At 71.0% G+C, this 14,496-nt stretch carries 17 protein-coding genes; 7 read left to right on the top strand and 10 right to left on the bottom strand.

From position 1 onward, the window contains the following. The first annotated feature begins 101 nt into the window (after window positions 1–101). Both MF672_RS10385 and MF672_RS10380 read left to right on the top strand, forming a co-directional pair. Complete coding sequence (locus MF672_RS10385; protein ID WP_242374566.1) at window positions 102–2,471, top strand: replicative DNA helicase; 2,370 nt, start codon at window positions 102–104, stop codon at window positions 2,469–2,471. A 102-nt stretch (window positions 2,472–2,573) separates the two neighbouring features. Then, window positions 2,574–3,032: a universal stress protein gene (locus tag MF672_RS10380; protein WP_242374564.1), complete on the top strand. Its 459-nt coding sequence runs from the start codon at window positions 2,574–2,576 to the stop codon at window positions 3,030–3,032. Between the two features lie 33 nt (window positions 3,033–3,065). On the opposite strand, the gene soxR is transcribed toward MF672_RS10380, so the two are convergent. Next, complete coding sequence (gene soxR, locus MF672_RS10375; protein WP_242374563.1) at window positions 3,066–3,578, bottom strand: redox-sensitive transcriptional activator SoxR; 513 nt, start codon at window positions 3,576–3,578, stop codon at window positions 3,066–3,068. Between the two features lie 73 nt (window positions 3,579–3,651). On the opposite strand from soxR, the gene MF672_RS10370 reads away from it, so the two are divergent. After that, the gene (locus MF672_RS10370) at window positions 3,652–4,566 is read left to right on the top strand and encodes an SMP-30/gluconolactonase/LRE family protein (RefSeq protein WP_242374562.1); all 915 of its coding nucleotides are present in this window, start codon (window positions 3,652–3,654) and stop codon (window positions 4,564–4,566) included. 17 nt (window positions 4,567–4,583) lie between these two features. Here MF672_RS10370 and MF672_RS10365 read toward each other — a convergent pair whose 3' ends face one another. After that, window positions 4,584–5,315 (bottom strand): ABC transporter permease, encoded by a 732-nt coding sequence (locus tag MF672_RS10365; protein WP_242374561.1) that lies wholly within the window; start codon window positions 5,313–5,315, stop codon window positions 4,584–4,586. Next, window positions 5,312–6,217 carry an ABC transporter ATP-binding protein gene (locus MF672_RS10360; RefSeq protein WP_242374559.1) on the bottom strand — a complete coding sequence of 302 codons (906 nt, stop codon included), beginning with the start codon at window positions 6,215–6,217 and terminating at the stop codon, window positions 5,312–5,314. Before MF672_RS10360 ends, MF672_RS10365 begins: the two co-directional genes overlap by 4 nt. 110 nt (window positions 6,218–6,327) lie before the next feature. Here MF672_RS10360 and MF672_RS10355 point away from each other — a divergent pair, with 110 nt between their 5' ends. The 3 genes from MF672_RS10355 (at window position 6,328) to dnaN (ending at window position 9,585) form a co-directional block, all read left to right on the top strand. Further along, entirely contained in the window at window positions 6,328–7,758 is a 1,431-nt protein-coding gene (locus MF672_RS10355) for a sensor histidine kinase (protein WP_242374558.1), read from the top strand. Beyond that, window positions 7,755–8,405 (top strand): LuxR C-terminal-related transcriptional regulator, encoded by a 651-nt coding sequence (locus MF672_RS10350; protein WP_242374557.1) that lies wholly within the window; start codon window positions 7,755–7,757, stop codon window positions 8,403–8,405. The genes MF672_RS10355 and MF672_RS10350 overlap by 4 nt, the downstream gene beginning before the upstream one ends. Window positions 8,406–8,487: 82 nt before the next feature. Next, window positions 8,488–9,585 carry a DNA polymerase III subunit beta gene (gene dnaN, locus MF672_RS10345; RefSeq protein ID WP_242374556.1) on the top strand — a complete coding sequence of 366 codons (1,098 nt, stop codon included), beginning with the start codon at window positions 8,488–8,490 and terminating at the stop codon, window positions 9,583–9,585. Window positions 9,586–9,595: 10 nt separating this feature from the next. Here the strand turns inward: dnaN and MF672_RS10340 are convergent, their stop codons facing one another. Then, window positions 9,596–10,042 carry a MarR family winged helix-turn-helix transcriptional regulator gene (locus MF672_RS10340; RefSeq protein ID WP_242374555.1) on the bottom strand — a complete coding sequence of 149 codons (447 nt, stop codon included), beginning with the start codon at window positions 10,040–10,042 and terminating at the stop codon, window positions 9,596–9,598. A gap of 63 nt (window positions 10,043–10,105) precedes the next feature. Here MF672_RS10340 and MF672_RS10335 point away from each other — a divergent pair, with 63 nt between their 5' ends. Beyond that, window positions 10,106–10,390, top strand: a complete 285-nt coding sequence (locus tag MF672_RS10335) for an antibiotic biosynthesis monooxygenase (RefSeq protein ID WP_242374553.1) — start codon at window positions 10,106–10,108, stop codon at window positions 10,388–10,390. A gap of 31 nt (window positions 10,391–10,421) precedes the next feature. Here the strand turns inward: MF672_RS10335 and MF672_RS10330 are convergent, their stop codons facing one another. The 6 genes from MF672_RS10330 to upp all read right to left on the bottom strand — a co-directional run bounded on the left by MF672_RS10330 (window position 10,422) and on the right by upp (window position 14,477). After that, window positions 10,422–11,102 (bottom strand): FadR/GntR family transcriptional regulator, encoded by a 681-nt coding sequence (locus MF672_RS10330; protein ID WP_242374552.1) that lies wholly within the window; start codon window positions 11,100–11,102, stop codon window positions 10,422–10,424. 100 nt (window positions 11,103–11,202) lie between these two features. Next, the gene (locus tag MF672_RS10325) at window positions 11,203–12,549 is read right to left on the bottom strand and encodes a helix-turn-helix domain-containing protein (RefSeq protein ID WP_302893187.1); all 1,347 of its coding nucleotides are present in this window, start codon (window positions 12,547–12,549) and stop codon (window positions 11,203–11,205) included. 96 nt (window positions 12,550–12,645) lie between these two features. Next, a complete protein-coding gene (locus tag MF672_RS10320) occupies window positions 12,646–13,179 on the bottom strand; it encodes a PH domain-containing protein (protein ID WP_242374550.1) in 534 nt (177 codons plus the stop codon). Continuing rightward, window positions 13,176–13,334: a hypothetical protein gene (locus tag MF672_RS10315; RefSeq protein ID WP_242374549.1), complete on the bottom strand. Its 159-nt coding sequence runs from the start codon at window positions 13,332–13,334 to the stop codon at window positions 13,176–13,178. Before MF672_RS10315 ends, MF672_RS10320 begins: the two co-directional genes overlap by 4 nt. Window positions 13,335–13,432: 98 nt before the next feature. After that, complete coding sequence (locus MF672_RS10310) at window positions 13,433–13,657, bottom strand: hypothetical protein (RefSeq protein ID WP_242374548.1); 225 nt, start codon at window positions 13,655–13,657, stop codon at window positions 13,433–13,435. A 181-nt stretch (window positions 13,658–13,838) separates the two neighbouring features. Beyond that, entirely contained in the window at window positions 13,839–14,477 is a 639-nt protein-coding gene (gene upp, locus MF672_RS10305; RefSeq protein WP_242374547.1) for a uracil phosphoribosyltransferase, read from the bottom strand. Between the last annotated feature and the right edge of the window lie 19 nt (window positions 14,478–14,496).

Genomic DNA, 14,496 nt, shown 5'->3' with positions numbered 1-14,496 from the left:
GGCCACGTTGGCGTCCGGCCGCCGCGTCCGCGAAACTGTCAGACCGGTCGACTACAAGTGGGGGTGGTGCGACCGCCTGCACGGCTGTTCGAGGGGGCGCGGTGAGCATTGACGAAGAGGTCCCGGCGGGCCCAGGTTTCGAGCGCACGCCGCCGCACAACATCGAGGCGGAGCAGTCCGTCCTCGGCGGCATGCTGCTGTCGAAGGACGCCATCGCCGACGTCGTCGAGATCATCCGCGCCGACGACTTCTACCGCCCGGCCCACCAGATGGTCTACGAGGTCATCACCGACCTCTACGGCCGCGGCGAGCCCGCCGACGCCGTCACCGTCTTCGACGAGCTGCAGAAACGCGGCGAGATGGCGCGGGTCGGCGGCGCCGCCTACCTCCACACGCTGACCGCCGTCGTCCCCACCGCCGCCAACGCCGGCTACTACGCCAAGATCGTCCGCGAGCAGGCCATCCTGCGCCGCCTCATCGAGGCCGGCACCCGCATCGTCTCCTACGGCTACGGCGGCCAGAACGAGGAGGTCGACGACCTCGTCGACCGCGCCCAGGCCGAGATCTACAAGGTCACCGAGCGCCGCACGTCCGAGGACTACGCGCCGCTGGCCGACATCATGCCCGGCGCCCTCGACGAGCTGGAGGCGATCGGCAGCCGCGGCGGCCAGATGGTCGGCGTCCCCACCGGCTTCGCCGACCTCGACCAGCTCACCAACGGCCTGCACCCGGGCCAGATGATCGTCGTCGCGGCCCGCCCCGCGATCGGCAAGAGCACCCTCGGCCTCGACTTCGCCCGTTCCGCGGCGATCAAGAACGGCATGACCACCGTCATCTTCTCCCTGGAGATGTCGCGCAACGAGATCACCATGCGTCTGCTGTCCGCCGAGGCGCGGGTCGCGCTGCACGCCATGCGCTCCGGCATGATGAGCGACGACGACTGGACCCGCCTCGCCCGGCGCATGAGCGAGGTCGCCGAGGCCCCGCTGTTCATCGACGACTCGCCCAACATGTCGATGATGGAGATCCGCGCCAAGTGCCGCCGCCTGAAGCAGCGCAACGACCTCAGGTTCGTGGTCATCGACTACCTCCAGCTGATGAGCTCGCCGAAGAAGACCGAGAGCCGCCAGAACGAGGTGTCGGAGATCTCCCGTGCCATCAAGCTGCTCGCCAAGGAGCTGGAGGTGCCGGTCATCGCGATCTCCCAGCTCAACCGAGGCCCCGAGCAGCGCACCGACAAGCGCCCCCAGGTCAGCGACCTGCGCGAGTCGGGCTGCCTCACCGCCGACACCCGCGTGCTGCGGGCCGACACGGGGGCGGAGGTGTCGCTGGGCGAGCTGCTGCAGTCCGGCGCGCGCGACATCCCGGTGTGGTCGCTGGACGAGCGGCTGCGGCTCGTCCCGCGCACGATGACGCACGTGTTCCCCAGCGGCACGAAGGAGGTCTTCCTGCTGCGGCTCAGGTCCGGCAGGGAGATCAAGGCGACGGCCAACCACCCCTTCCTGACCTACGAGGGCTGGCGTCCCCTGGGGGAGCTCGCCCCCGGCGCGCGCCTCGCCGTCCCCCGTCACGTCCCCGCTCCGCGCAATCTCGAGGAGTGGCCGGAGGCGGAGGTGATCCTGCTGGCGCGCCTGATCGGAGACGTCCGCGGCCACGAGCGGTTCGTCCCGGACGGGGTGTTCGCCCTGCCGAAGGCGCAGCTGGCCCTGTTCCTCCGGCACCTGTGGGCGACCGGCGGAAGCGTGTGGTGGGACGAGAAGACCGAGCGGTCGCAGATCTCCTACTCCGCCACGAGCCGCCGGCTGGTCGACGACGTGGCGCGGCTGCTGCTTCGGTTCAACGTGATGACGCGCGTCGAGGTGGCGCGGAAGGGTCACTACCGCCTCCACATCCACGGGTCGGAGAATCAGCTCCGGTTCCTGAGCGAGGTGGGGGTGCACGGCGAACGGGCCGAGCAGGCCGCGCGCTGCCTGCCGGCGCTCCGGGCCGCCAAGGCCGGCGCCAGTCTCGCCACGGTCCCGGGTGAGGTCTGGGACGACGTCCGCAGCGTGTTGACGGAGCAGGGCACCCGGTTCCGCGGGAGCACGATCCGGACGCGCGAGCCCGGCCGGGCACGGCTGGGGCGGGTGGCGGCCATCCTGGACCACGCCCAGATGGAGATGCTGGCCACGAACGACGTGTTCTGGGACGAGGTCGCCTCCGTCGAGAGCCTCGGCGAACAGCCGGTCTACGACGCCACCGTCCTCGGCACCCACAACTTCGTGGCCAACGGGATCAGCGTCCACAACTCCATCGAGCAGGACGCCGACATGGTCATCCTGCTGCACCGCGAGGACGCCTACGAGCGGGAGTCGCCGCGGGCGGGCGAGGCCGACCTGATCGTGGCCAAGCACCGTAACGGCCCCACGGCGACGGTGACCGTGGCCTTCCAGGGTCACTACAGCCGGTTCGTGGACATGGCCCAGCACTGACCCCGGCCCGCAGGCGAGTGTGACAAAGGAGACAAAGGACGGCGGAATGGACGTGATCATCCCGGTGCTCTAGCGAATGACCGAAGCGAAGGGAAGCACGCCATGACCATCCTGGTCGCCTACGACGGCTCGGCCGACTCGCGCACCGCCATCGAGTTCGCCGCCAAGCACCTCGCCGCCGAGCCCACCGTCGTCCTCACCGTGTGGGAGCCGCTGCTCGTGCAGCTCCGCAAGTATCCGCTGGCGGCGGGCGTGCTCTCGGCCGACGTCGAGAACGAGGCCCAGGCGCAGGCCGAGGCCAGCGCCAAGGAGGGCGCGGAGCTGGCCGCCGCGTCCGGGCTCGCGGACGTCACCTACCGGGCCGTGGCCGACAACGAGTCGGTCTGGAAGACGATCGTGGACGTCGCCGACGAGCTGGACGCCTCGCTGATCGTGACGGGCTCGCGGGGCCTGGCCGGGGTGCGGTCGGTGCTGCTGGGCAGCGTCTCCAACCACGTGCTGCACCACGCGCACCGGCCCACGCTCATCGTGCCGCCACCGCCCCAGGCAGCTACGCGCTGAGCTCCCGGCCGCTACGCGCTGAGCCCCAGGCCGTTACGCGCTGAGCTCCTGGCCCGCGACGGGCCCGCAGCAGTCCTGCGGCGGCGGGCACAGCCGGGTGTCGATGCGCCGCGCGCCCGGCCCCTCGTCGCCCAGCCGGTCGTGCGGGTTGGCCACGGGACACAGGTCCAGCGACAGGCAGCCGCAGCCGATGCAGTCGGTCAGGTCGTCGCGCAGCCGCTGGAGCTGCAGGATGCGGTCGTCCAGCTCGGCGCGCCAGGCGGCCGACAGCCGGGCCCAGTCGGCGCGGGTGGGGGTGCGCTCGTCCGGCAGCTCGGCCAGGGCGTCCTTGATGGTCTTGAGCGGGATGCCGAGGCGCTGCGCCAGCCGGATGAAGGCGACCCTGCGCAGGCTGTCACGGCTGTAGCGGCGCTGATTGCCGGCCGTGCGCCGGCTCCTGATCAGGCCCTTGGCCTCGTAGAAGTGCAGGGCCGAGACGGCGACGCCGCTGCGCTCGGCGAGCTGCCCGACCGTGAGCTCCTTGGTGTTCCAGGCGACCTTGGTCATACCGGAAGTTTACTTGAGGTTCCTGGCCCCGGACGTCTTCATCCCGGCCCGCCGCCTTCGTAGGGTGGTCGCCATGACGGACACGATCCCCACGCAGTTCGAGGTGCTCGACGACCGGGCCGCCGGCATCGGCGGCGACTACCGCACCGAGGTCCTTCACACCGGCACCCGCTGGGGCGAGGGCCCCGTGTACTTCCCCGCCGGCCGCTTCCTCGTGTGGAGCGACATCCCGAACGACCGCATGCTGCGCTGGGACGAGATGACCGGCGCGGTCGGGCCCTTCCGGCAGCCGGCCGGCTACGTCAACGGCAACACCCTCGACCGCCAGGGCCGGCTGATCTCCTGCGAGCAGGGCGGCCGCCGCGTAACCCGCACCGAGCCCGACGGCTCGATCACCGTCATCGCCGACCGCTGGCAGGGCAGGCGCCTCAACAGCCCGAACGACGCGGTGGTCCACTCCGACGGCTCCGTCTGGTTCACCGACCCCCCGTACGGGATCACCAGCAACTACGAGGGCGTGGCCGCCGAGCAGGAGATCGACGGCTGCCACGTCTACCGCGCCGACCCGGTGACCGGCGAGGTGCGGATCGTGGCCGACGACTTCGAGCGGCCCAACGGCCTGGCGTTCTCGCTGGACGAGAGCCTGCTCTACGTCGCCGACACCCGCCGCCGGCACCTCAGGGTGTTCGAGGTGGGCGAGGACGGGACGCTGGCGGGCGGGAAGGTGTTCGCCGAGGGCGGCGAGAAGGACGGCTTCGACGGCCTGCGCCTCGACGACACGGGCCGCGTGTGGGCCGTGGCGGACAAGGCGGTGCACTGCTACGACCCCGACGGCACCCTGATCGGCCGGCTCAAGCTGCCCGAGCACGCCGCCAACCTGGTCTTCGGCGGCCTGAAGCGCAACCGCATGTTCATCGCCGCGGCCTCCTCGCTGTACTCCCTCATGTGCAACGTCACCGGCGCGGCCCCCGTCTGGGCGCGCCGGTGACCTCGGCTCCACCGGGTTCACTCCCACCGGAACAACCGCACCGCGAGCCCGCCGAAGATCACCAGCCCGGCGGCCATCACGATCAGGTGCAGCGGCTGCGGCGCGTGGCCCGCCCAGGTGTCCCTGAGCGCCTGGGCGAACGGCCCGGCCACGGAGTAGTCGCTCACCGTGCGGAGGGCGTCCGGCATGGCCTGGCGCGGGATCCACATGCCCGCCACGAACATCAGCGGGAACATGACCAGCGACCCGATCCCGGGCGCCGCCTTGCCGTTGGGCGCGAGCGCGGCGATGACCAGCCCGATCGACATCAGCGCCGCCGTCCCCAGCAGGAACACCAGCACGAAGCCCGGCCACTGCTTCGGCGCCGAGGCGCCGAAGACCAGCATGGCGCCGACGACGAGGACGGCCGTGGCCACCGTCGCGACGACCAGGTTGATGAGCAGCTGCACGGTCAGCAGCCGCGCCGGGCTCACCGGCGTGGTGGACATCCGCCGCAGCACCCCCTGCTCGCGGTACGTGGTCAGCACCGCGGGAAGGATGTTGCACACCAGCGTGAGCAGCGCGAGCAGGGTCATGAGGCTCGGCCACTGGGCGTCCACGTACCGCTCGCCGGTGGCGTCGGCCTCGGTCATGGACGGGATGCTCATCCCCAGCACGATCAGCAGCGCGACCGGCAGCGCGACGGAGAAGGCCAGCGACGTCCAGTCGCGCAGGTAGAGCTTGGACTCCACGAGCAGCATCTTCCTCATGACAGCTTCCTTCCGGTGAGCGCGAGGAACGCGTCGTCCAGCGTGGCCTGCTCGATGCGCAGGTCCCCGGGGACGATCTGGTGCCCCGCGAGGGCGAGGGTGACGGCGGGCGCGAGGTTGCCGGTGCCGCTGACCACGACCTGGCCGCCGCTCCGCGTGACGTCGCGCACCTCGGGCAGGGCCAGCAGCACCTCGTCCGCGACCGGCGCGGAGGGGCGGAACCGTACCCGCTGCTCGCCGCTCACCTGCGCGATCAGCCCGGCGGGCGTGTCGGTGGCGACGACCTTGCCGGCGTCGATGAGCGCGAGCCGGTCGCAGAGCCGCTCGGCCTCCTCCATGAAGTGGGTGACCAGCACGATCGTCACCCCCGAGCCGCGGACCTGCTCGATCAGCTCCCAGGTGTCGCGCCGGGCCTGCGGGTCGAGGCCGGTGGTCAGCTCGTCGAGCACGGCCACCCGGGGCCGGCCGACCAGCGCCAGCGCCACCGACAGCCGCTGGCGCTGGCCGCCGGAGAGCTTCTTGAACGTCGTGTGCCGCTTGTGGCCGAGTCCGACCCGCTCCAGCAGCTCGTTCCAGTCGGCCGGCTGCGAGTAGAAGGAGGCGTAGAGGTCCAGGGCCTCCCACACCTTGATCTTCTCCGGCAGGTTGGCGCTCTGGAGCTGCATGCCGAGCACCTCACGCAGCTCGTCGCGGTCCTTGGCGGGGTCGAGCCCGGTCACCCGGATCGAGCCGCCGTCGGGGGCGCGGAGGCCCGCGACGCATTCCACCGTGGTGGTCTTGCCGGCGCCGTTGGGGCCGAGGATGCCGAAGATCTCGCCCTCGGCGACGTCGAACGACACGTCGTCCACCGCCACGTGGTTCGGATACCGCTTGCGCAGGTTCCTGACCTCGATGATTTTCATGACTCCGACGGTAGGAACGCCGCCTTCGCCGGAGAATCCGGCTGGATGCCCGGCAAGGGTGTATCTAGGTGCAGTGACCCGAAGGTCGCTGTTGGCGCAGACTGGAGGACATGCTCAGGAGGTTCGGCCGGATCGCGGCGTTGCTCGGGCTGGTCGTCGTCGAGACGCCGCTGGTCGTCGTGTCCGTGGTGATGCTGGTGTTGTCGGTGGCGCTCGGGATGGTGTTCCTCTTCCCGCCGCAGGTCCGCCTGGTACGGCGGCTCGCCGAGCTCAACCGGGAGCTCATGCGGCGCTGGACGGGGCTCGCCATCGAGGCCCCGTACCTGCCGAAGCCGCCGCCCCCGGTGCCCCAGGCGGACGGCCTCTACCGCTACGACCGCACCCTCTACAAGACCCCGCGCGTCCCCGCCTGGAACGACCGCTGGAAGTGGCTGATCACCGACCCCGCCACCTGGCGCGACGACCTGTGGCTGCTGCTGGACCCGATGGTGAAGCTGACCCTGGTGCCGGTGTTCCTGCTGCTCCCGAGCCAGGGCCTGCGCCTGTACGCGCTGTGGAGCGACCTGCTGCTCGGCGCGACCGCCAACAGCCGCCTGGCCAACCAGGTCACCCACCTCAAGCGCACCCGTAACCTGGCGACCGACTCCCAGGCGGCCGAGATGCGCCGCATCGAGCGCGACCTGCACGACGGCACGCAGGCGCGGCTGGTGGCCATCGGCATGACGCTCGGCGCGGTCGAGCAGCTCGTGGAGGACGACCCGGCGGCGGCCAAGGCGCTGCTGGCCAAGGCCAGGGAGGCGTCCTCGGAGACGCTGACCGAGCTGCGCCGGGTGATCCGCGGCATCCACCCGCCGGTGCTGGCCGAGCGCGGGCTCGGCGACGCCGTGCGCGCCCTCGCCATGGACAGCCCCCTGCAGGTGAGCGTGACCGTGGACCTGCCGGACCGCCCCGAGCCGCCGGTGGAGGCCGCGGCCTACTTCGCCGTCAGCGAGCTGCTGTCCAACGCGGCGCGGCACGGCGACGCCGGCTCCGCCACCGTCGACATCAGCACCCGGGACTCCGACCTCCGCATCACGGTCACCGACGACGGCCTCGGCGGCGCCGACCCGGCCAAGGGCAGCGGCCTGGCCGGCATCGAGCGGCGGCTGGCCGCCTTCGACGGCGTGCTCGCGCTGAACAGCCCGCCCGGCGGCCCCACCACGGTCACCATGCACCTGCCGAGAGTGCTGCCCGAGCACTGGGCGAGCGGCCTGCCGAAGCTGCCGCGCGGCAAGCTGATCCTGGTCGGCGCGCTGTGGGCGACCGCCTGGTGCCCGACGTTCCCGCAGGGGTTCGTGGCGGCCATCTTCAAGATCTTCGGGGTGCAGGAGAAGACCTGGTTCCTGGCCCTCCACCTGCCCGGCCCCTGGCAGTGGCCGATGATCATCGCGATGATCGCGCTCGGGCTCACCATGCACATCATGGCCATCCGCATCCCGGCGGTGCACAACCGGGACCGCTGGATGGTCGAGGCCACCCCGACCAAGCCCTGGTGCTCATGAACGTGCTCATCGCCGAGGACCTCTACCTGCTCAGGGACGGCCTGGTGCACCTGCTGCAGGCGCACGGCTTCACCGTCGTGGGGGCGGTGGAGAGCGGGCCCGAGCTGCTGAAGGGGCTGCTGGAGCTGCGGCCCGACGTGTCGATCGTGGACGTGCGGCTGCCGCCCACGTTCACCGACGAGGGCCTGCAGGCCGCGCTGGCGGCCCGCACGTCCGTGCCCGGCCTGCCGATCCTGGTGCTGTCGCAGCACGTCGAGCAGCTCTACGCGCGCGAGCTGCTGGCCGACGGCTCGGGCGGCATCGGCTACCTGCTGAAGGACCGCGTCTTCAACGCCGAGCAGTTCGTGGACGCCGTGCGCCGGGTCGCCGCCGGCGGCACCGCGATGGATCCGGAGGTCATCGCCAAGCTGCTGGCCAGCAACGCCCGGCACGAGCCGCTGGCCGCGCTCACGCCGCGCGAGCGCGAGGTGCTGGAGGCCATGGCGGAGGGCCGCTCGAACGCGGCCATCTCGCAGCGGCTCTACCTGAGCGAGAGCGCCGTCGCCAAGCACACCGCGAACATCTTCGCCAAGCTCGGCCTAGCCCCGTCGGACGACGACAACCGGCGGGTGCTGGCCGTTCTCGCCTACCTCAACAGCCGCACCTGACTCCCGCGTCCCGGCGGGGCCCGTGGTTGTCGGTGGCCTCGGCTATTTTCGTAGAGGCACGGCGACGAAGGGGTGCGAAAAGGTGAAAATCCGGGTTAACCGCGATGTTCTGGCGGAAGCGGTGGCGTGGGCTGCCCGAGTCCTGCCCAGCCGCCCTGTGGTGCCCGTCCTGTCCGGGCTGTTGCTGGAGGCGCGCGAGGGCCTGACCCTGTCCGCCTTCGACTACGACGTCTCGGCCAGGGCCGCGATCGACGCCGACGTGGCCGAGGAGGGCAGCGTGCTCATCCCCGGCCGGCTGCTGGCCGAGATCAGCCGCAGCCTGCCCGCCGACGACGTCGAGATCGTCACCGAGGGCGGCGAGGCGGTGCTCACCTGCGGCAGCGCCGAGTTCGGGCTGATCACCATGCCGGTCGAGGACTTCCCGGCGCTGCCGGCGATGCCGCCGGCCATCGGCGCGATCGGCGGGGGAGTGTTCGCCTCGGCCGTCGGGCAGGTCGCCCCGGCCGCCAGCCGCGACGACACGCTGCCGATGCTCACCGGCATCAGGGTCGACATCGACGGCGAATCCGTGGCGATGGCGGCCACCGACCGCTACCGCATCGCGGCCCGCGAGTTCACCTGGCGTCCGGTCGCCCCCGACGCCGCCGTCTCGGCGATGGTGCCGGCGCGGGTGCTGGTCGAGGTGGCCAAGTCGCTGCGCGGCGGCGAGGTGTCGGTCGCGATGGGCGACGGGGTGGCGGGCTTCGAGAGCGTCGGGCGCAGCACCACCGTCCGCCTGCTCGACGAGCAGTTCATCGACTATCGCGCCCGGCTCACCAGCGACTGGTCGATCCGGGCCGACGTGGCGGTGAGCCCGTTCGTCAACGCGATCAAGCGCGTGGCCCTGGTCGCCGAGCGCAACACGGCGGTGCGGCTGTCGTTCACGCAGGGGCAGGTGCTCATCCAGGCCGGCGGGGGCGACATCGGGCGCGGCACCGAGGTGGTGCCGTGCGAGCTGCGCGGCGACGACATCCAGATCGCGTTCCAGTCCCAGTTCCTGCTCGACGGGCTGGTGGGCATGGAGGGCGAGCTGGCCCGCATCAACATGGAGTCGCCCACCCGCCCCGCCCTGATCCAGGATGTCCCGGGCGACGCGCAGCCGTCCTTCCGCTACCTGGTCATGTCCCTGCGGCAGACCTGAGGGCCGGCGCTCAGCCGGCCTGGCGGTCGGCGACCAGCGTGAAGACGCGCTTGAACTCCGCGTACGCCTGCTCGCCGACCGCCCGGGCGTGCTCGGCCTCCATCTCGGCCAGCACGGCGTCCGAGCGGGCCATGTGGTCGCGCCCCTTCTCGGTCGGCACGATGAGCTTGGCGCGGCGGTCGGCCGGGTCCGGGCGCCGCTCCACGTAGCCGAGCTCCACCAGCTCGTCCACGAGCGTGCCGATCACCTGCTTGTGCTGCCCCGACTGCGCGGCCAGGTCGGTGGCCCGGCTGCCCTCCTCGTCCAGGTACGCCAGCACCGCCCCGTGCCGCGGCCGGACCCGCGGATGCCCCTGCTCGCTCAGCCTGGCGAACAGCTCGCGCTGCAGGCCGAACAGCGTGCGGCTGGACAGGATGCCGAGGTCGGGCCGCTCCCGCTTGCGCTCGCTCCTGCGCATCTCACGCCCTCCATTTAGTCACGAATCTTGACCGTCACTGATCTTGACTATATCGTCGGAGGCATGACGACGACAGTGGAACTCACCAGATTCCGGGTGGCGCCGGAGCGCGCCGCCGACCTGCTCGCGGCCCGGCCGGGCATGCTGGCGGACTTCCGGGCCGACCGGTCCGGCTTCCTGGACGCCCGGCTGGTCCGGATGGCCGAGGACGAATGGCTCGACATCGTGGAGTGGCGCACGCCGGAGGACTACGCGGCCTCCCGCGCCAAGGGCGCCAACCTGCCCGGCATCCGGGCCTTCTTCGACCTCATCGACAGCCTGGTGTCGGCCGAGGAAGGCACGATGTGATCCCGGGCCCGGCGCTGAGGGCTGGCGCGGGTCAGGAGCCGCTGTCGGTGAGGGCGATGAGGATGTGCTCCATGCAGGCGTGGCCGGCCCGCTCGGCCGCCGTCGCGTCGCCGGCCGCGATGGCCCGGGCGATCGCGTCGTGCGGGATGTAGCTCTTGTTCAGCGAGGTGCCGGCCGCCGTGATGCTGGCCCGCAACGCCGCCGAGAAGTCCTCGTACAGGTCGATCAGCACGAGGTTGTGGGTGGCGTGCGCGACCGCCATGTGGAAGGCGAGGTCGGCCTCGACGAAGTAGTCGGGGTCGTCGAGGTCCCAGGCGCGCTCCCGCTCGGCCAGCGCGGCCTCGATGCGGGTGATGTCCTCGTCGGTGCGCCGGGTGGCGGCCAGGCGCGCGGACTCGACCTCTAGCGCGCGCCGCACCTCCAGGATCTCCAGCTGCTCGGCCTGGCGGAGCCGGCGCAGCATTGCGCCGGACAGCTCGCTCGTGGCCCGGACGTAGGTGCCGTCGCCCTGGCGGCACTCCAGCAGCCCGGCGTGGGTGAGCGCGCGCACGGCCTCGCGAACGGTGTTGCGTCCGACCCCGAGCTGCTCGGCCAGCACGGTCTCGGTCGGGATCTTGCCGTTCATCGGCCACGACCCTGAAGTGATCTGCTCCTTGAGCTGATCGATCACCTGGTCGACGAGCGAAGCCCGCTGCGCCGTACGCAGACTCACAGTCCGCCTCCTCCGGGGAAACCAGTCATCCTATGAGTCAATGACTGGTAGACCCTAATTATTCCAGACTGAAAAAGCCAAATCTGGAGCTCCCGGAGGTTCAGCGGGACACGGTGGCGTCGGCCGTCACCCCCGCCATCGCCGAGCGGACCCCCGCGGCTTCGAGGGCTTTACGATACGCGGCCGTCTGCTGTGCCACGGCCCCCACCCGGCCATGGAGGTCGCCCAGCTCGCGCCAGCACCGCGCGGCCGGCCGGTCGGTGCCGTACACCGGCCGCTCCAGCGAGGACAGCAGCCGCTGCGCCGCCGCGAGATCGGACTCGGCGCTGCCGCCCAGCTCCAGCGCCACCGTGGCGAGCACCAGGCGCGCCTCGGCGGCCGCGGTGCCGGCCGAGCCCTCGACCGCCAGCCCCAGGGCCTGGCTCGCCAGCTCGGCCGCGCGCACCGAGTCGCCCGAGCGCATCCGCACGCGGGCGTGCACGACCAGGCTCTCGGCGTACTCGGCGGTCGCCGCGGGGAAGGCGGCGAAGACCGCGGACGCCGCCGCGACCAGCCGCTCGGCCTCCTCGACCGGCGCCGTCGCCATGCGCGCCCAGTGCGTGGCCGCCCGGGCGAGCTGCAGCGCCAGCCGGGACTCCCGGCCCGCCATGATCGCGTCGTCGGCCAGCCGGACCGCCAGCGCGGAGTCCTCGCCCGCCGCGGCGGCCGTGCTCGCCTCCCACAGCGACCGGATCTCTCCGGAACGGTCCACAACCGGGGATACGCCGACGGTGTCGAGGACCTTCTTGACGTAGGCCAGCTCGGGGGAGTCGCCGTCGTTCTCGCCGCGCGCCTCGACGAGCGCCGTGGCCAGGTCGATCGCGATCTCGCCCTCGGCGACGTTGAGCCGCTCGGCCTGCCGCAGGGCGTACGCGGCCAGGTCGCAGGCGCGCAGCCGGTCGCCGGCCCGCTGGTAGCAGCGGCTCAGCGCGATGGTGAGCGGCAGGTCGGCCAGCCGCTCCGGGTGCGCCGCGGCCTCCCGGCGCAGCCGCTCGAACGCCTCCACCGCCTGGCCGAGACGGCCCTGCGCCTCCAGCGCCCGGGCCCGGCCGAAGCGGGCCTGCGCCGTGAGCATGGCGTTCTCCTCGTCGGCCGCCTTCACGATCTCCGTGAAGCGGTCGGCGGCGACGACCGGGTCGCCGTGCTGGAGCTCTAGCTCGGCGTGCCGCAGCCCGAGCTCGGTGTCGATGCGCTGCCGAGGCTCGATCCCGTGAAGGAGGAACTCGGTGGTGCATCCGAGCCGCTCGGCCAGCAGCCGGGCGACGACGGGAGTCGGCGTGCGCTTACCCGACTCGATGAGCGAGACATAACTGTCAGACAGGTCGGGTCCGGCCAGCTGGGCCTGCGACATCCGCCTGTTCAGCCGCAATCCACGGACGCGGTCACCGATGGTTCCCTGACTCGGCATCTCATCTCTCAGGGCGGGGAAGGGTCAACAACACGCAATGATTGCATGAAGTAGCCGAATCTGGTATCCCCGTGTGAAGAATTTGCCGCGCGGAGATTAATCGTCGCTGTCGTCCTTGCTGGGGAAAAGCATCTGACAGACCTCGAGGTAGAGCGTCTCCGGATACGGAATGTACTCGACCGTTGACAGAGCCTGGTCCTGACCTGCGGACTCCAGGATGAACTCACCGTAACCGAGCATGCGCCCGAGCAGTGATCTCTGGAAGCTCATGTCGGTGACCTTGCCCAAGGGCATCATCGCGACCTTGCGCGTGATCAGACCTGTGGTGAGCAACATTCGCTTTGACGTCACCACAAAGTAGTCGACCGACCACTCCGCGACTTTCCAGACGAACCGGATCAGCAGCAGGAGCCACAGCCACCACACGACGACGAGCGCCGTGCCGCCCGCCTCCGTGCCGCCGAAGAATTTGCTGAGCAGCCCGGCGACGATCAGGCCGCCGAAGACCTCGGCGACCGGCCGGAGCAGGATGGCAGGATGGCGCCGCACCATGAGGACTTGTTGTTCGTGGGGGAGGAGGTAGCGGTTGACCGACGCCGGGGCGGAGTCCCCGTGGGTCACCAGTCTCATGAGAGGCTGTTCACGAATTGGGCCAGCGAGTCGGCCGCGTTGAACACCGTGTCGAACGCCCCCTTCACCGCGTCAGCGGCGTCTGCTGGTCGGGCCAAGAGGTAGTACGCGACAAATGCGATACCACCGTATGTCAGGACTTTTTTGACCTGCACCGTCGCCTCCGTGCCACTTACCCACTCCACCCGCCGTATACATTACCCACCCGGGTGCCCGGGTAAAGATGAGTTGGCAGGTTAGTTCCGATCTTGCTTTAGCCCCGCTCGCTGGCCACGAGAGCCAGCACGTGAAGATGCTTGCGCGCGATGCGCTCGACGAGGCTGGGATGCGCGTAGCCGGTGACCTCCAGCGCGCCGTAGTGCGCCGCCTCGACGCAGCGCGTCACCGTCGCCGCCGAGTGGACGCCCGCGAACTCGTCGCGCAGCACCGCCTCGACCTCCGCGTACGGAGTCGGATCGGCCTCGGTGTGCTCGTTCACGAGGACACCTCGGCTGCCGGCATGTCGCTCATCGTGCTCCCCCACGCGCATGCGGAAGTTTGCCTTCCGTTCTCTTCGTACCCACTCAACCACAGTATGTAACGAAGCGACGACTGGGCGTGACGGTAAACGGATCTTCCCGTGCGGTCAGGACCGGTCCAAGGACCCGCGGGGCGAGGGGTCAGACCACGCCGTAGAGGCGGTCGCCTGCGTCGCCGAGGCCGGGGACGATGTAGCCGTTCTCGTTGAGCCGCTCGTCGAGGGCGGCGGTGACGACCCGGATGGGCTTGCCGGAGTTGGCGAACACCTTGTCCATGTAGGCCAGGCCCTCGGGGGCGGCCAGCAGGCAGAGGGCCGTGACGTCGACGGCTCCCCGGTCGAAGAGGAACTGCACGGCCGCCGCCAGCGTGCCGCCGGTGGCGAGCATCGGGTCGACCACGAAGCACTGCCGCCCGGACAGGTCGTCGGGCAGGCGCGTGGCGTACGTCTCCGCCTGGAGCGTGGACTCGTTGCGGATCATCCCGAGGAAGCCGACCTCGGCCGTGGGCAGCAGCCGCGTCATGCCGTCGAGCATGCCGAGCCCGGCCCGCAGGATGGGCACGACCAGCGGGTACGGCTTGGCCAGGCGCACCCCGTGCGCCTCGGACACGGGCGTGCGGACCGTGACGTCGGTGACCCGCACGTCGCGCGTGGCCTCGTAGGCGAGCAGGGTCACGAGCTCGTCGGCGAGCCTGCGGAAGGTCGGCGAGTCGGTGCCGGCATCACGCAGCGCGGTGAGCTTGTGGGCCACGAGCGGATGGTCGACGACGAGGGTTTCCATGAGGGACAACGGTATCTCC

Origin of the sequence: Actinomadura luzonensis, assembly GCF_022664455.2 — a bacterium.
GTDB classification, from domain to species: Bacteria; Actinomycetota; Actinomycetes; order Streptosporangiales; family Streptosporangiaceae; genus Nonomuraea; species Nonomuraea luzonensis.
The sequence above is the reverse complement of the archived record's forward strand: the minus strand, read 5'-3'. Positions and strand labels throughout refer to the sequence as shown.